The organism is Bradyrhizobium agreste (assembly GCF_016031625.1).
In the GTDB taxonomy this organism is placed as follows: Bacteria; Pseudomonadota; Alphaproteobacteria; order Rhizobiales; family Xanthobacteraceae; genus Bradyrhizobium; species Bradyrhizobium agreste.
Genome location: NZ_JACCHP010000005.1, coordinates 350,967 through 367,157, shown reverse-complemented (window position 1 = coordinate 367,157; position 16,191 = coordinate 350,967). Strand labels below are relative to the sequence as shown.

18 protein-coding genes and 1 pseudogene are annotated in these 16,191 nt (G+C 64.6%); 11 read left to right on the top strand and 8 right to left on the bottom strand.

Annotated elements, in window-relative coordinates:
- Positions 1-320: 320 nt before the first annotated feature.
- Together HZZ13_RS10255 and cysK are read right to left on the bottom strand one after the other, a co-directional pair.
- Positions 321-560 (bottom strand): BrnA antitoxin family protein, encoded by a 240-nt coding sequence (locus tag HZZ13_RS10255; protein WP_197959477.1) that lies wholly within the window; start codon positions 558-560, stop codon positions 321-323.
- 3 nt (positions 561-563) lie between these two features.
- Complete coding sequence (gene cysK, locus HZZ13_RS10250) at positions 564-1,541, bottom strand: cysteine synthase A (protein WP_197959476.1); 978 nt, start codon at positions 1,539-1,541, stop codon at positions 564-566.
- A gap of 222 nt (positions 1,542-1,763) precedes the next feature.
- On the opposite strand from cysK, the gene HZZ13_RS10245 reads away from it, so the two are divergent.
- Positions 1,764-1,982: a hypothetical protein gene (locus HZZ13_RS10245; protein ID WP_197959475.1), complete on the top strand. Its 219-nt coding sequence runs from the start codon at positions 1,764-1,766 to the stop codon at positions 1,980-1,982.
- A 12-nt stretch (positions 1,983-1,994) separates the two neighbouring features.
- On the opposite strand, the gene tgt is transcribed toward HZZ13_RS10245, so the two are convergent.
- Positions 1,995-3,140 carry a tRNA guanosine(34) transglycosylase Tgt gene (gene tgt / locus HZZ13_RS10240; protein WP_197959474.1) on the bottom strand — a complete coding sequence of 382 codons (1,146 nt, stop codon included), beginning with the start codon at positions 3,138-3,140 and terminating at the stop codon, positions 1,995-1,997.
- Between the two features lie 216 nt (positions 3,141-3,356).
- On the opposite strand from tgt, the gene HZZ13_RS10235 reads away from it, so the two are divergent.
- The 4 genes from HZZ13_RS10235 to HZZ13_RS10220 all read left to right on the top strand — a co-directional run bounded on the left by HZZ13_RS10235 (position 3,357) and on the right by HZZ13_RS10220 (position 7,567).
- Complete coding sequence (locus HZZ13_RS10235; protein ID WP_246504359.1) at positions 3,357-4,541, top strand: patatin-like phospholipase family protein; 1,185 nt, start codon at positions 3,357-3,359, stop codon at positions 4,539-4,541.
- 134 nt (positions 4,542-4,675) lie between these two features.
- The gene (locus HZZ13_RS10230) at positions 4,676-5,422 is read left to right on the top strand and encodes a TetR/AcrR family transcriptional regulator (protein WP_197959472.1); all 747 of its coding nucleotides are present in this window, start codon (positions 4,676-4,678) and stop codon (positions 5,420-5,422) included.
- Between the two features lie 251 nt (positions 5,423-5,673).
- Positions 5,674-6,276 carry a PepSY domain-containing protein gene (locus HZZ13_RS10225; RefSeq protein ID WP_197959471.1) on the top strand — a complete coding sequence of 201 codons (603 nt, stop codon included), beginning with the start codon at positions 5,674-5,676 and terminating at the stop codon, positions 6,274-6,276.
- A gap of 253 nt (positions 6,277-6,529) precedes the next feature.
- A complete protein-coding gene (locus HZZ13_RS10220; RefSeq protein WP_197959470.1) occupies positions 6,530-7,567 on the top strand; it encodes an aspartate-semialdehyde dehydrogenase in 1,038 nt (345 codons plus the stop codon).
- Positions 7,568-7,734: 167 nt separating this feature from the next.
- Here the strand turns inward: HZZ13_RS10220 and queA are convergent, their stop codons facing one another.
- The 5 genes from queA to coaD all read right to left on the bottom strand — a co-directional run bounded on the left by queA (position 7,735) and on the right by coaD (position 10,918).
- On the bottom strand, positions 7,735-8,808 hold the full coding sequence (gene queA / locus HZZ13_RS10215; protein ID WP_197959469.1) for a tRNA preQ1(34) S-adenosylmethionine ribosyltransferase-isomerase QueA: 1,074 nt from the start codon (positions 8,806-8,808) through the stop codon (positions 7,735-7,737).
- Positions 8,809-8,925: 117 nt separating this feature from the next.
- Positions 8,926-9,390: a peptidylprolyl isomerase gene (locus HZZ13_RS10210; RefSeq protein ID WP_128261588.1), complete on the bottom strand. Its 465-nt coding sequence runs from the start codon at positions 9,388-9,390 to the stop codon at positions 8,926-8,928.
- A complete protein-coding gene (locus HZZ13_RS10205) occupies positions 9,387-9,812 on the bottom strand; it encodes a UCP034077 family protein (protein ID WP_197959468.1) in 426 nt (141 codons plus the stop codon). Before HZZ13_RS10205 ends, HZZ13_RS10210 begins: the two co-directional genes overlap by 4 nt.
- Before the next feature lie 8 nt (positions 9,813-9,820).
- Positions 9,821-10,384, bottom strand: coding sequence for a peptidylprolyl isomerase (locus HZZ13_RS10200; protein WP_197959467.1), 564 nt, complete (start codon positions 10,382-10,384; stop codon positions 9,821-9,823).
- Between the two features lie 36 nt (positions 10,385-10,420).
- Entirely contained in the window at positions 10,421-10,918 is a 498-nt protein-coding gene (coaD, locus tag HZZ13_RS10195) for a pantetheine-phosphate adenylyltransferase (protein WP_197959466.1), read from the bottom strand.
- 266 nt (positions 10,919-11,184) lie between these two features.
- Here coaD and HZZ13_RS10190 point away from each other — a divergent pair, with 266 nt between their 5' ends.
- From HZZ13_RS10190 to HZZ13_RS10165, 6 genes and pseudogenes are all read left to right on the top strand, one after another.
- Positions 11,185-11,442: a hypothetical protein gene (locus tag HZZ13_RS10190; protein ID WP_172783710.1), complete on the top strand. Its 258-nt coding sequence runs from the start codon at positions 11,185-11,187 to the stop codon at positions 11,440-11,442.
- Between the two features lie 207 nt (positions 11,443-11,649).
- A pseudogene (locus tag HZZ13_RS10185) lies at positions 11,650-11,844 on the top strand (KUP/HAK/KT family potassium transporter); the annotation flags it as partial.
- A 246-nt stretch (positions 11,845-12,090) separates the two neighbouring features.
- Positions 12,091-13,314 carry an acyltransferase family protein gene (locus tag HZZ13_RS10180; protein WP_197959465.1) on the top strand — a complete coding sequence of 408 codons (1,224 nt, stop codon included), beginning with the start codon at positions 12,091-12,093 and terminating at the stop codon, positions 13,312-13,314.
- 10 nt (positions 13,315-13,324) lie between these two features.
- Positions 13,325-14,458: an ABC transporter permease gene (locus HZZ13_RS10175; RefSeq protein WP_197959496.1), complete on the top strand. Its 1,134-nt coding sequence runs from the start codon at positions 13,325-13,327 to the stop codon at positions 14,456-14,458.
- Positions 14,455-15,189: an ABC transporter ATP-binding protein gene (locus HZZ13_RS10170; protein ID WP_197959495.1), complete on the top strand. Its 735-nt coding sequence runs from the start codon at positions 14,455-14,457 to the stop codon at positions 15,187-15,189. The genes HZZ13_RS10175 and HZZ13_RS10170 overlap by 4 nt, the downstream gene beginning before the upstream one ends.
- Positions 15,190-15,220: 31 nt before the next feature.
- Positions 15,221-16,159 (top strand): alpha/beta hydrolase, encoded by a 939-nt coding sequence (locus HZZ13_RS10165; RefSeq protein ID WP_197959464.1) that lies wholly within the window; start codon positions 15,221-15,223, stop codon positions 16,157-16,159.
- The last annotated feature ends 32 nt before the right edge of the window (positions 16,160-16,191 follow it).

Below are 16,191 nucleotides of genomic sequence, written 5' to 3'. Positions count from 1 at the left end.
TCACCCGTGCATGAAAGATCAGGGTACCGGGCCGCGTGCCCGACCGGATACAAGGTGATGCGGTCCTGCCGCATTGTCGTTCACGGCCCAGGCCTCGCATCACGTCCCGCCTGCCAGCGCCGATGCGCATGTTGCGAACGCTCCATTGTGGCGCCGAGCTCGTCGCGGTCAAGGCCGCTAACGCGCCGCCTCCGGCGGTGGCCTGCGGCCAGTCTTGACCGTGCCTCGCCTCGGCGCCCAAGACCGCCGCCAACAAACAATGCTCTCTTGACAACTCACTCCCCATACAAGGATGAGGAGCTACAGCCCATCCGAGGAGCCTATTTCCCCGCCGCCTTGCGCAGCGCCTCGTTGATGCGGTCCTGCCAGCCGGGACCCCCCTCCTGGAAGAACTGCAGCACGTCCTGGTCGATGCGCAGCGTGACCTGCTCCTTGACGCCGGGAACGGCGTTTTGCTTAGGGGGCGCCGCGGCGACCTTGGTCGTCACCTTCTTGAACGCCGCCTCGGCTTCGGTCCTGGCATCGCCCAGCGTGCGCGGCCGTCTCGGTTGATCTGCCATGTCCTAGATTCCCTCAAACAGAGCCGTCGAAAGATACCGCTCGGAGAAGGACGGCACGATCGCCAGGATGGTCTTTCCGGAAGCTTCCGGCCGCTTGCCGATCTGAAGCGCGGCGGCGATCGCGGCGCCCGAGGAGATGCCGCCCGGAATGCCCTCATGCCGCGCCAGCGCGCGCGAGGTCTCGATCGCCGTGGTCGAGTTGATCTTCAAGATCTCGTCGATCACGGAGCGGTCGAGGATGTCGGGGACGAAGCCGGCGCCGATGCCCTGGATCTTGTGCGGAGTATGCTGTCCCCCTGAGAGCACCGGGCTCTCCTCCGGCTCGACCGCGACAACACGCAAGCCCGGCTTGCGCGGCTTGAGCACCTGGCCGACGCCGGTGATCGTGCCGCCGGTGCCGACGCCGGCCACGAAGAAGTCGATGCTGCCGCCGGTGTCGTTCCAGATCTCCTCCGCGGTGGTGCGGCGGTGCACTTCCGGATTGGCGAGGTTCTTGAACTGCTGCGGCATCACCGAGTTCGGCGTCGTCTTCAAGAGCTCCTCGGCGGCCGCGATTGCGCCCTTCATGCCCTGCGCTGCAGGCGTCAGCACCAGCTCGGCGCCGAGTAACGCCAGCATCTTGCGTCGTTCGATCGACATCGATTCCGGCATCACCAGCTTGAGTCGATAGCCGCGCGAAGCCGCCACGAAGGCGAGCGCAATGCCGGTATTGCCGGAGGTCGGCTCGATCAGCACCGTGTCGGGCTTGACGATGCCCGCCTTCTCCATCGCGATGATCATCGCCGCGCCGATGCGGTCTTTCACGCTTGCGGCCGGATTGAAATATTCAAGTTTTGCCAAAATGGTCGCGTTCACGTCGTGCATGCCGGGCAGCCGGCGCAAGCGCACGATGGGCGTGTTGCCAAAGGCATCGACGATCGAGTCATAAATCCGGCCGCGGCCGGTTTGGTGCGCTGCACCCGTGTTGGACGATGCGTCCATGATGAACTCCCTGTGGCGACGATCTGCACGTCTGTCGCGGCCATGCGCAGTTACCGACAGCTTGCGGCGACACGCAAGCGGCAATGCAGCACATGTTAAATACGCTGCATCGCAAAATCAGATGAGCTGCAAATATCAGAAAAACAGCGCATTTGTGTTGCGACCTCGTCAACTGCTTCTGCTTATGTTAGACTTACGTCTCAAAGCAGGGAGGTCACCACGATGTCAGCTGTTGCTGAAGTGATGTCGACCGTCGCGCCGAACCGCTATCCGCGGTGTAGCGAGTTACCTACCTGTCCCGTCTGCGCCGACTCGATGGTCGCCGCCGAAGCTTCCGCTTACGTCTCGGACCACATGATCAGCTATCTCTGGACGTGCGACAATTGCGGCTATGGCTTCGTCACCAAGCACGCTCTCAAACAGCGGATCGTCTGCAATTGAGCCTGCCGTTGATCAGCGCGGGGCGATATCGCCCTTCGCCCAGTCCTCGCGCGTCCGCTGATAGAACTCGTCGAACGTCCCGCGTGCGACCGCGTCCCTGATGCCCTGCATCAGGGACTGATAGTAAGCGACATTGATCTCGGACAGCAGCATCGCGCCCAGCGTCTCGCCTGCCTTGACGAGATGATGGAGATAGGCGCGCGCGCAGTTGCGCGTCGAAGGCCATGAGCTCTCTTCATCGAGCGGGCGCGGATCGTCGGCATGGCGCGCGTTGCGCAAATTCACCTGGCCGTAGCGCGTGAAGGCGACGCCATGCCGGCCGTTGCGCGTCGGCATCACGCAGTCGAACATGTCGATGCCGCGTTTCACCGCTTCGAGGATGTCGTCGGGCGTGCCGACGCCCATCAGATAGCGCGGCCGCTCCTTCGGCAGCAGCGGCGCGGTCTCGTCGATCATCGCCAGCATCACCGCCTGCGGCTCGCCGACGGCAAGCCCGCCGATCGCATAGCCGTGGAAGCCGATCCCGACGAGGCCTTGCGCGCTCGCATGGCGCAGCTCGGGCACGTCGCCACCCTGCACGATGCCGAACAGCATGTAGCCGTCCGGGGCATTCGCAAAAGCGCGTTTCGAGCGCTCAGCCCAGCGCAGCGACAATTGCATCGCGCGCTCGATGTCGGCCCGCTCGGCGGGCAGCCGCACGCATTCGTCCATCTGCATGGCGATGTCGGAGCCGAGCAAACGCTGCACCTCGATCGACCGCTCCGGCGACAGCTCGACCTTGGCGCCGTCGATGTGCGAGCGGAACGTGACGGCGTGCTCGCTGACCTTGCGCAAATCCGCCAGCGACATCACCTGGAAGCCGCCGGAATCGGTCAGCATCGGTCCGTTCCAGCCTGTGAACTTCTGCAAGCCGCCGAGCGCTGCGATCCGCTCGGCGGTCGGACGCAGCATCAGATGGTAGGTGTTGCCGAGCACGATGTCGGCGCCGGCCTCGCGCACCTCGCGCCAGTGCATGCCCTTCATGGCACCGGCGGTGCCGACCGGCATGAAGGCCGGCGTGCGCACCACGCCGTGCGGGGTGGTCAGCCGCCCGGTGCGCGCGGCCCCGTCGGTGGCGAGCAACTCAAAGTGATTGGGAAGGTCATTGTCGGGATTCATGGCGGTGCTTATTGCGTGTCGGAGCAGGCCGATCAACCCGCCGGACCGCGCTCGGGCCGGTTTGTGCGTCAGACTGGGACACCGACCAACACAAGGATTGTGTGCCGCGACCTTGTCAAACGAAACGATACAGTGTAGTTTTGTGCGTGGGGGCTGGACGAGTTGCCGCGGCGAACTTGCCGGCGGCGGTAGATGCGTGATCGCCAGCCACCGATAATGCCGTACCCTTCGTGTTCGACCGACCCATCCGTCTCCTCGCGTGACCGGATCAGGCAGACTGGTGCCGGCCTGATCGGATCGGTGATCCTGATGTGCAGCCTGGCGCTCGGCGCCTGCACCTCCCTGCCCCGCACGCCCTACACGGCCGCTGAGGCCAGCGTCTCGCGCGTGCTGGATATCGACGGCCTCAGGCGCTACGCCGACGAGCCGGTCACCAAGTTCAGCTTCGAGAAGGACACCAGCACTGCGACGAAAACCTATCTAGCGCTCTCCGGCGGCGGCGCCGACGGCGCCTATGGCGTCGGCGTGCTCAACGGCTGGACCGCGGCACGAACCCGCCCCACCTTCTCGGTCGTCTCGGGCGTCAGCACCGGCGGACTGATCGCGCCCTTCGCGTTTCTCGGACCGCAATATGACGACACGCTGAAGGAGGTCTACACCAGCGGCATCGCGGAGAGCCTGCTGAACGATCCCAGCATCATGCGCGTGCTGTTCGGATCCGGCCTGTTCGGCAACACGAGGCTGCGCGAGCTCGTCGCACGCTATGTCGGGCCCGAGTTCATGGCACAGGTCGCGCGCGAGCACGCCAAGGGCCGCAAGCTGCTCGTGGTGACGACCGACCTCGATACGCAGCGCACCGCGATCTGGGACATGGGCAGGATAGCCGCGGTCGGAACGCCCGAGGCTCTCAAGCTGTTTCGCGACGTGATGGCGGCCTCTGCCAGCATTCCCCTGGTGTTTCCGCCCATCATGATCGATGCAGAAGGCCGCGGCCGCAAGTTTCAGGAGATGCATGTCGACGGCGGCGTGACCGCGCCGGTGCTGACCTTGCCGGAAGCCCTGCTGTTCCAGAGCGGCCGTCTGCCCGGCAATGCGAAGATGGACATCTACATCCTCGTTAACAAGAAGATCGAACGCAACTTCGAGCTCGTCTCCAACGGCACCATCGACGTTGCCTCACGCAGCCTGTCGGCGATCACCCAATCGCAGACGCGCTCGATCATCTTCTCGACCTACGATTTCGCCAAGCGCAACCGGCTGGGCTTCCATCTCTCCTACATCGCGCGCGACTATCCGGCGCCGCCGTCGGAAGGGTTCGACACCGGCTATATGCGGGCGCTCTATCAGTACGGATACGAGAAGGCTGCATCCGGCCAGGCCTGGACCTCGACGCTGCCTTAGGCCGGCACGAAGGAACGGGGTCGTATCGAGACCGTTGACGATATGGCCATTTCGGCCAGAATCGCGATGACGCCCCGGTTGCTGCGCGTTATAGAGCAAAGACGACCGTCAGAAACGCGCAGGAATCATTGGGCATGGGATTGACTGCGACCAGGACAAGACCGGCAGCGCCACGGCGCGAGGTGGCGAAATCGCGCGGAGGCCGGCCGACGAAGACCGCCGCGATCGAGCGCGATCAGCGGCTGATCGAGGTCGCCACCCGCCTGTTCCTTGATCGCGGCTTCGATGCGACCTCACTCGATGCGGTCGCGGAAGCGGCGCGGGTCAGCAAGCCCACCGTCTATTCCCGCTATGGCGACAAGCGCGGCCTGTTCGCGGCCGTGCTGAGGCGCGAGATCGAGCGCTGGCTTGCGCCGCTGTCGGCGGCGGCAGAGACGCAACTCTCCAGCGCCTCGAACATTCCGGTCGAGCAGCGGCTGGTCGAGATCGGACGCGAGATGCTGACCTTCACCTGCGGCCCTGACGCCGTCGCCTTCAGCCGCATGATGACGGCGCAGGCCATCAACTTCCCCGACGTCGCCAAGCTCGGCAAGGAGGAAGGCTGGCTCAAGGCCGTCGCCACCACGGCGCGCTTCTTCGACCATCTGGTGGCGCAAGGCGCGCTCGACGTCGACGACACCACCATCGCGGCCGAGGTGTTCCTCGACGTCGTCGTCGGTCACACGCACCGCATGGCGACGTTCGGAACGGCGCTGGAGCTGAAGGCGGCCGAGAAGCGCATGCGCGCGGCGATCAAGCTGTTCCTGGCGGGCGCGCTGGGGCCAGCCGACCGCGTTCAGGACGCCCCGAAACCCACGCCGCGGCGCCGCTCGTCGCGCTGACAATTCCGTGAGCCTGCGCGCTTTCCCCAGGGGCAACGGTGCGGCGCCATTGACCAAAACAAAACGATACGGTATGGTTTTATTACAGTCGGTTCGGGCCGCTTTTTCCACCAGCCCCAAGAGGTCCAGACCGCTTCGATCGCCGCGGCGGGCACAGCCTGCCGCGGCGCTCCGCGGCCGGCCGATGCCCAAGGCCGGCCACGAATTTCTTTACGATCATCCGGCACACTCGCTGGCCGAGGGTTTCGAGCATGACGACTGCCAAACAATGGACCTCGCACCTGCTTGCGATCGCAATGCCCGCGCTGCTCATCGCCGCGCCGGCGCAGGCCATCGTGACCGCGAGCACGCCCACCGCGCTTCACAGCGACACAGATGGTGATGCCGAAGCGGACCGCCAGGCAGTCAGCCGCGAAATAGAACGATTCCGCAGCTCGTCGATCACGATCAGCCAGGCCATGGCGATTGCCGAAGCCCGCCATGCCGGCGCCACCACCGCCGATGTGAGCTTCGACGGCGGCTCGGGCGTGCCGGTCTACCGGGTGAAGACCCTGCACAACGACCGGATCTGGCGCCACACCATCAATGCCGCAACGGGCGAACTGGTCGGCGGGGAAGCCGCCCTCCCCCTCACCGAGCTCGACCGCGAGGACCGCAGCAACCTCGCAGCTTTGGGTGCGATCAGGCATCGCCTGTCCGATGCCGTGCGGGTCGCCGAGCGCGCCGCCGCGGGCAAGGCGATCAGTGGCGGACTGGTCCGCGAACGCGGCCGGCTGAACTTCTCGATCGTCGTCGTCAGCGGCGACGACCTCAAGGAGGTCACCCTGGAGCCGCCGGGCGCCAGGGCGAAATAGCGGGTGCCGAAATAGCGGGTGCCAAATAGCGCAGGCCGTCCAGGCATCGACCGGGCCGAAAAGCCATTGACGGGGGCAAAACTCTCCCGCATAAGTCGCCGCCATGTTCGCGACCACCAAACGCACGACCAAAACCACCACGGCCGAAGGGGCCCGGGGAGGCGTGCGCGCGTAGGTCGTCGACTTAAACGCATCAGCTCTACGGCAAGCCCCGCCCTCGATGGTCCGGGGCTTTTTTGTTGTCTAAAACTCAATGGAGGACAAAGTGAGTAACGATCCCGTCGTCGCGATTGTCGGCGTCACCGGTGCGGTGGGCGCCGAATTCATCGCCACCATGGACAAGCGTGGTTTCCGCGTCGGCAAGCTCAAGGCGCTGGCGAGCGCCCGCTCGGCCGGCAAGACGGTGTCGTTCCGCGGGCAGAGTGTGGTCATCGAGGAGTTGACCGAGCGCTCCTTCGACGGCGTCGACATCGCGCTGTTCTCCGCCGGCGGCGGCATCTCCAGGACGTACGCGCCGATCGCGGTCAAGGCCGGTGCCGTCGTGGTCGACAACTCCTCTGCCTTCCGCATGGATCCGAACGTGCCGCTGGTGATCCCCGAGATCAACGCGAGCCGCATCCGTGACCACAAGGGCATCATCGCCAACCCGAACTGCGCCGCGATCACCGCGCTGGTGCCGCTCTGGCCGATCCACCAGAAGAACCGCATCAAGCGCGTCATCATCTCGACCTATCAGGCCGCGTCCGGGGCCGGCGCCGCCGCGATGGAGGAGCTCATCGAGTCCACCCGCGCCAATCTCAACGGGCAGGTCTATACTCCCAAGGTGATGCCGCACCCCTACGCCTTCAACCTGTTCAACCACAACACCGCCGTCGATCCCGAGACCGGCTACAACGACGAAGAGACCAAGGTCATCAAGGAGACCCGCAAGATCTTCGAGGACGAGTCGATTGCCGTCGGCGTCACCTGCGTGCGCGTGCCGGTGCTGCGCGCCCATTGCGAAGCCATCACCTTCGAATGCGAGAAGCCGATCAGCGAGGATCAGGTCCGCGCCATCATGGCGCAGGCGCCCGGCGTCAAGGTTGTCGACGACCGCGCCAAGAACTACTTCCCGATGCCGATCGACGCCTCGGGCCAGGACGACGTCCTGGTCGGCCGCATCCGCAAGGATCTCAGCGACGCTAGCGGCCATTCGATCTCGATGTTCGTCGCGGCGGATCAGTTGCTCAAGGGCGCGGCATTGAATGCGGTGCAGATCGCCGAGCTGTTGCCGCAGCGGGTGATGGCGTAACACATTTTCGACCCGTCATCCTGAGGTGCGAGCCGTGCAGCGCAAGGCGCTGCACAGAGAGCCTCGAAGGATGCACGGCCGACATCTAGCAGCGGGGCCGTCACCCTTCGAGGCTCGCCGAAGAGGCGAGCACCTCAGGATGACGGTGATAGAGCAGGGCTTGCCGTTTAGAGCGCCGCCCGAAACAGCAGACACGCATCGCCATACGAGTAGAACCGATAGCGCTGCGCGATCGCGTGCGCATAGGCCTGCTTCATCGTCTCGAGCCCGGAGAACGCCGACACCAGCATGAACAGCGTCGACTTCGGCAGGTGGAAATTCGTCATCAGGATATCGACCGCGCGGAAGCGATAGCCGGGCGTGATGAAGATCGACGTCTCGGCCGCGAACGGCTGGATCGTGCCGTCCTCGCGCGCGGCGCTTTCGAGCAGCCGCAATGACGTGGTGCCGACGGCAACGATGCGGCCGCCGTTCTTCCGCGCCGCGTTGAGCCGCTCAGCCGTCGCGGCCGAGATCGTGCCCCACTCGGCGTGCATCTTGTGGGCTTCGGTGTCGTCGACCTTCACCGGCAGGAACGTCCCTGCCCCGACATGCAGCGTCACGCGGTGGATGCCGACACCGCGCGCGTGCAGCGCCTGCTCCAGCGCCGGCGTGAAATGCAGCCCTGCGGTCGGCGCTGCAACTGCGCCCTCGTTCGCCGCGAACATGGTCTGGTAATCCGCAAGATCCTGATCGTCGGGCGTGCGCTTGGAGGCGATGTAGGGCGGCAGCGGCGGGCTGCCTAGATCGGCGATAGCCTGGTCCAGCGCCGGGCCGTGGAACGAGAACGACAGCGTGACCTCGCCCTCGGTGCCCTTGGCCTCGACCTCGGCGTCGAGATGGCCGAGCAGGCAGACCTTGCCTTCATTGCCGAAGCGGATGCGATCGCCGGGAGCGAGCTTCTTGGCCGGCTTCACCAGCGCCTGCCAGCGCGAGCCGTCGAGGCGCTTGATCAGCGTCGCCTCGATCTTCGGTTCGGTCTCGCGGCCGATGCGGCGACCCTTCAATTGCGCCGCGATCACCTTGGTGTCGTTGACGACGAGCTGGTCGCCGGGCCGCAGCCATTGCGGCAGGTCGGCGACGGTCTGATCCCGCAGCGTGCCATTCTCCACGACCAGCATCTTGGCGGAATCGCGCGGGCTCGCCGGGCGCAAGGCGATGCGTTCGGGCGGCAGATCGAAATCGAACAGATCGGTGCGCATGTCTCACTAGCACCGTCATTCCGGACGCCGCGCCTCAGGCGCGGCGATCCGGAATCCCGAAATTGTGGCGCGAGATTCCGGGTTCGATGCTGCGCATCGCCCCGGAATGACGAGTGACTATTCCTTGTCCGCGGCCATCCGCGCCTTGACGATCTTGTCGGGGTTCTGCACCGGCTCGCCGCGCTTGATCTTGTCGACGTTCTCCATGCCCTCGGTGACCTTGCCCCACACCGTGTACTGGTTGTCGAGGAAGCGGGCGTCGTCGAAGCAGATGAAGAACTGGCTGTCGCCGGAATCGGGGTTGGCGGCGCGGGCCATCGAGGCGGTGCCGCGCACATGCGGCTCCTTGTTGAACTCGGCCTTCAGCTTCTTGCCGGAGCCGCCGGTGCCGGTGCCGTGCGGGCAGCCAGTCTGCGCCATGAAGCCCTCGATCACGCGGTGAAACACGATGCCGTCGTAGAAGCCCTCGCGCACCAGCTCCTTGATGCGCGCGACGTGGTTCGGCGCGAGATCGGGCCGCATCTCGATGGTGACGGGGCCCTGCGTGGTCTCGAGGATCAGGGTGTTTTCGGTGACGCTCATGCTCGTCTCTCTTGTGTTGGGGGTGAAGTCTTGTCGGGTGACGTCTTGCGGCTGCGGAACTGGATCGCGAATGGACGTCCCGCGGCGGCGCCGGCCATTGCATCGGTAAATGGCACCGGCGTGCAGCGTTGCAACGCCTCCATCACTGCGATCCGGTATTGCAGCCGGTCATTGTCGGAGGCCTCCGCGGATTCATAGGTAATCCTCGGATGGCCCAGAATGTTTCCGGCCCGGTTAAAGCTCACGACGACGGTGATGTCGAGGGGGCGAGCCCTGGCGGGCGACGGCGGTCTCCAGCAGGTGCGCAGGTGCCGGAAGATGTCCTGGATGGTGTTGACCTGCGCGTCCTCCGCGGCCGCACTGGGGACGCCGAGCAGCAGCATCGCGGCAACCAGCAGGAGCTTGCCACCGCGGCGCGCCATAGCCGCTCCTACTTGATATCGGAGGCGACCTGCACCTTCACCATCTTGTCGGGATCGGTGACGGAGCCGCCGGGCGAGCCGGGGGGCGCCTTCTTCAGCTTGTCGACGACATCCATGCCCTGCACGACCTCGCCGATCACGGTGTACTGGCCGTCGAGGCTGCCGCCGTCGGCGAACATGATGAAGAACTGCGAGTTGGCGCTGTCGACGCTGTCGCCGCGCCGGGCCATGCCGACGATGCCGCGGGCAAAATGCACCCTGGAGAATTCCTGCTTCAGGTTCGGGTACTTTGAGCCGCCGGTGCCGTTGCCGTTCTGGCCGTCGCCCGTCTGCGCCATGAAGCCGTCCATGACCCGGTGGAACGGCACGTTGTTGTAGAAGCCCTCGCGCGCGAGCTGCTTGATGCGTTCGGCATGCTGGGGCGCGATGTCGGTTCTGAGCTTGATGACGATGCGGCCCTTGGTGCTGTCGATGACGATGGCGTTGGCCTTGTCGAGATTTGCCGGCAATTGCTGCGCCGCCGCCGGCACCGCGAACAGAAGCGCGGCAAGAATTGCGAGAATTCGGATCATGACAACTCCGGATCAGAGAGAAGAGGAAGCGCGCCGTTAGCCGGCAAATTTGGCCTTGAGCAGGGCCGCGACCTGCGGCGGGACGAAGGCCGAGACGTCCCCGCCCATGCCGGCGATCTGGCGCACCAAAGTGGCGGTGATCGGGCGGACCATGGGAGAGGCCGGCAGGAAGACCGTATGCACCTCCGGCGCCATGGCCTCGTTCATGCCGGCGAGCTGCATCTCGTAGTCAAGATCGGTGCCGTCGCGCAGGCCCCGGATCATGATGGTCGCGCCGTGCTTGCGGGCTGCGGTGACCGACAGATCGTCAAAGGTCGTCGCCTCGAGCACGCAGCCGGCCTGCGCCGCGATCGGACCGCAGACGTCCTCGAGCATCTTCAACCGCTCCTCGGTCGAGAACAGCGGCTTCTTGCCGGGATGCACCCCGATCGCGACCACGAGCCTGTCGCACAAGGAAACGCTGTGCCGGACCACATCCAGGTGGCCGTTGGTGATGGGGTCGAAGGAACCCGGGTAGAAGGCGATGCGCGACATGGCCCCGTCCTACCGCGCCCGGCCCGGGCCGGCAAGCCGGGCAGGTTCCTTGTCCGTTTCCGGTCCAGCCCCGAAAATATCTCGCCTGGCGTCGGCAGCAGCCGGTTTGTTTCGTCCTGGGAGCGGCCACGAAACAAAACGGAGCGGGAACGAAACCATTTCCGGCGACGGCGAAGACGTCCGGAAACTGGCCATGGTTACTAATCCGGCCAACGAACGACGGGCCGCGTACTGGGCGTAGGCGGCCGCATCACAGGGGACAGTCAATGATCAAGGCGCTTTCAGCGATCGCACTCTCTGCGTGTGTTGCCGCGGCCCTCACCCTCCTGCCCGGCTTTGCCCCGACCGTGGAAGCCAGCGTGCCGCAGCCGCTGGCCAAGAGCGACCGGCTCGATATCCGCACCGTCGGCCGTGACTGCTCGCAGCAGGCCTGGCCGAATTTCGAGGCGTCCTGCCTGCGCCGCGCCGGCAGCAAGGCCAATGTCCGCGAGGCCCGCCTCGTGACCGCCGATCGGACCCCGTAGTCGGATCTGCCAGTTTCACGTCAGCTGGCCCGCTATCGACCCAAGAAAAACCCAAGAAAAAACCCAAGAAAAACCCCATGGCTATTTGCGACGTCTCGTCGCAGACTGCGTGGCGCTCGCGCCCGTCGGAATGGCCCGCCGGGCGCGTTTCCATCGGGGGGCGGCCATTGTCCAGCACGCCCGCAGTCGCCTCCGGCCATCATCCCGCCCGGCATCGATCTCTCCGACATTACCTATTATGTCGGCCGCGAGACCATCATCCCGCGCGAGGACGTGCCGGGCATGTGGGTCTGGCGCGTAGGCGTGTTCGCTTTCCTCCAGCGCAACGCCGAACGCTCGGCCGCGTTCTTCGACGTGCCGACCAAGCAGGTGGTGGAGTTCGGCACGGAGCTGGAGATTTAGCCGACGCGTCGCGCGCAACCGCTTGCCGCGTAGCGAGAATGCGCGCAGCGGCGCCCCACCGACACGCGTCGCACCAAGATCCGCGCCGACGCGCACGCCGGCTCGCCGGGCGCTGGAGACATTGGCTTCAGCAAAACAGCATCCACTGCGGATCGAATTGCTGAAATTGCTCCTCGGCGGATTGGAACCAGGTGGATCGCCTCTCGGTTGGTTCCGGCGAGATCAATGCTGGGCTGGTGCTCTCCCATGAACTCTGGCGCCAACGTCACATTCAGCAACTTGCGCGCTGTCGTGATCCTGATCGTGGTCGCCTTTCATTCGGCCCTTCCCTACCTCGCCTCTCAGCCGCCGCGTCCGTTCGCCTTCGACGCGCCGCCCTATCGGTGGATCGCGTTTCCGATCATCGACCGCGAACGCTGGTTCGGGCTGGACCTGTTCTGCGCATGGCAAGACGTCAGCTTGATGTCCCTGATGTTCCTTTTGGCGGGCCTATTCACCCCGTACGGCCTCATCCGCAAGGGCGGCACCGCCTATTTCGCGGAGCGCTGGTGGCGAATTGGATTGCCCTTCGTCCTTGCGGTCGCCCTGCTCAGTCCGGTGGCGTACTATGCTTCGTATCTGACGACCGCGACCGATTCCTCGCCTGCGGCGTTTTGGCAGCACTGGCGCGCTTTGCCGATGTGGCCCTCGGGCCCGCAATGGTTCTTGTGGCAGCTTCTGCTGCTCAGCGGACTGGCTGCAGCGCTGCATGAGCTCGTGCCATCGTGGCCACGAGCCGCGGGCCTCATCATCGCCAAGTGCAACGATCGTCCCCTGCTCTTCTTCGCAGGTCTGACCAGTCTGTCGGCACTGGCCTATGTCCCCTTAGCGATGATCTTCACGCCCTGGGAATGGACCTTTCTCGGCCCATTGTCTTTCCAGCTAAGCCGCCCGCTGCACTATCTTCTCTATTTCTCCGCGGGAGTCGCCATCGGTGGCTACGGGTGCGATCGCAGTATCTTCCGCACCGGCGGCCCCCTCGCGCGCCGCTGGCCAACGTGGGCTGCCGCAGCATTCGCCTGCTTTGCAGTATGGGGCGGACTGACCTCGCTGACCATGCCGGATTGGAATGCCAGCCCGCCCGCATACCGTCTCGCCGCGGCTTTCGCCTTTCCCCCTGCATGCGCAACAGGCGTCATCGCTTTCGTGGCCAGTTCGCTGGCATTGTTGCGTCGCCGCTCGGCGCTCGCCGACAGCCTTTCGACCAATGCCTACGGCATCTACCTGACGCATTACCCGTTCGTGCTTTGGCTGCAATATGCACTGCTCGGCACGAGACTGGATGCCGTCGCCAAAGCCGCGTTCGTCCTCATCGTGGCACTGGCTCTGAGCTGGACCGCGAGCGGATTCCTGGCCGCAGGCGTGAGACTGCTGGTCCACCGGCATTCCGGACTCCCGAGCAAGGGCGCTATCTCAGATCAACCTCGATGACGGAATGTCCATGTCACTGGTCCCGACGCTCGCATCCCGCAATCTCTTCCACGATCGCCTGCGTTTTGTCGCGACACTCGTAGGCATCGTATTTTCGGTCGTCCTGGTGATGATCCAGATGGGCCTGTTCCTGGGCTTCGGTCGCATGGTGACAACGATGATCGATCATGCGTCGGCCGATCTCTGGGTACTGCCGAAGGGGGCGAAATGCTTTGAGGATCCTTCGCTGCTGGATGCGAAGCTGCGCGACAAGGTCGCTTCCGTCGACGGCGTCGCCTCCGTGGTCCCGCTGGTCATCGGCTTCTCGGACTGGCGCCTCGAGAGCGGCGAGTTGACACCCGTCTTCGTTGTCGGTGCCGATTTGCGTGATCGAAGCCTGGAGCCGTGGAACGTGGTCGAGGGTGACGTTCGCGCGCTGTCGCAAAGTGGAGCCGTGGTCGTCGACCGCTCCTACTACGATCGCCTCGGCGTCTCAAAAATCGGATCAACGGCCGAGATCCGCGGCCGCCGCGTGAAGGTCGTGGCCTTGACCGACGGCATCCGCTCCTTCACCACGACACCCTATGTCTTTGTGGACCTGAAAAACGCGCGCACCTACACCGGGACATTTCCCGATCGCGCCAGCGATCTCCTGGTTCGCCTCAAGCCTGACGCCGATCGCGACACGGTACTTAAGGCCGTTCGAGCTCAGGTTGGCGAGCACGAGGTGCTTACGACGGATGAATTCCGCAGCCGTAGCCGCTCGTTCTGGCTGTTCGGGACAGGCGCCGGCGCTGCGCTGTTTGCCGGCGCATTGCTGGGAGTGATCGTCGGCACCGTCATCGTCGCGCAAACACTCTATTCGAGCACCAAGGATCACCTCAGCGAATTCGCCACCCTGCGAGCAATGGGTTCGTCGAATGGATATATCTACAGGGTCATCATCTATCAGGCGCTCCTCAACGCGATCATCGGCTTCATCATTGCGACTGCGATTGGCGCTGTCGTTGTGGAGATGACTGCCAAGAGCGCGTTGCCGATCGTCATCACGCCGTGGCTGATTGCAGCCCTGTTCGTGCTGACGGTCGTGATGTGCGTAGCGTCGGCGATCGGCGCAATCGTGCGTGTGGTGCGGATCGATCCAGCAACGGTATTCATGCGATGAACGAAATCATCATCGAGGCTACCGGGATCAAGAAAACGCTTGGCCGTGGCGCCGGCGAGGTGAAAGCGCTGCGCGGAATCGACCTGACGCTGCGGCGCGGCGAGTTCACACTGCTGATGGGGCCGTCGGGCAGCGGCAAGACGACGCTGCTGCTCGTTCTCGGGTGCATGCTGGCACCAAGTTCGGGTACGCTCACCGTGTGCGGCACGCGCACGTCGGGTGTCGACAAGGAGGGACTGGCCAGAATCAGGCGCGACCATATCGGCTTTGTGTTCCAGTCCTATCATCTGTTTCCGACGCTCACCGCTGCGCAGAACGTGCAACTCGCCCTCGACATCCGTCACGAGCGTGGACGCAAAGCCGGGAAGCGGGCGCGGGAAGCATTGAACCTGGTCGGCCTGGAGCAGAAGGCCGATACCTTGCCGGGCGAGCTCAGCGGCGGTGAGCAGCAGCGGGTCGCGATCGCGCGAGCCTTTGTCGCCAATCCCTCGGTCATTCTCGCCGACGAGCCAACTGCCGCGCTCGACGGCAATAACGGGCGAAGCATCATGCGGATTCTCGCCGATGCCGCACATCAGCGCGAGCGCGCCGTGCTCGTCGTGACTCATGATCCCCGGGTCATTCCCTTTGCGGATCGCATCGTCGAGATCGAGGATGGCCTGCTGGTCGACACCGGATCCGGCGAACCCGAGCGGCTGCACTTGCCAAAGACGGCCGCATTCAGGCCGTAAGACCCAAGCGAATGAAGCAAGGGGACGCACCATGAGCCTGCGCGCGGAAATGCTGCGCCTCGGCATCCGCATGTTCCTGAAACGGCACCGTCAGCCATTCGATGTCGGGACGTGGCGGGCCAACATGCATCGCATGGAGCGATGGGTGCCTCGTCCGCCACGCAGCACAAAGACAAGCGTCGTGCAGGCCAGTCACCTCAGACTACACCGGATCGCCACCCCGGCGTCTCGCCCGGGACGCAACGTGCTGTATCTTCACGGCGGCGCCTATATCTCGGGCGCGCCGATTTACTACCGGCATTTCACCTGGCGCATCGCCAATGTGACAAGGTCGACGGTCTGGGCCCTTGAATATCGCCTCGCCCCCGAACATCCGTTTCCGGCCGCACTGGACGATGCCGTGGCGGGTTTTCTCTGGCTCGCCGGCGAGACGGCCGATCCGGGCGAATTGTTCGTGATGGGTGATTCAGCCGGCGGAGGATTGGCCCTGTGCCTTCTCATGAGGCTGCGTGACGAACGCAAGCCGCTCCCTGCCGCCGCTGTTGCCATGTCGCCCTGGACCGATCTGGCGCTCACTGCGCCCTCGTTGACCGAGAATGCCGCATCAGATCCGATGTTGAACGTGAACGATATTCCGGAATTCGTGCATTGCTATCTGGCAGGCGCCGACCCGTATAGCCCCTATGCATCGCCGCTCTATGGCGATGCGTTCGGCCTTCCGCCGGTGTTGATCCATGTCGGCAGCGACGAGATCCTGCGGGATGACGCGGTCCGCATCGCCAACAAGCTGAAGCAAGGTAATCCGCGGAGCAGCCTGGAGGTCTGGCCGCGCATGCCGCACGTCTTCCAGCTCTTCGTCCCGGTGCTGCCTGAAGCCCATGCGGCCATCGCTCAGATCGGAGAATTCATCTCCAACCTGCGTTGCGATACAGCTTCGTCGGCTTCCGGACCATGCTCTAAAGCGCGATGAGATCAGGATGAATCATCATCGCGCTTTAGGTT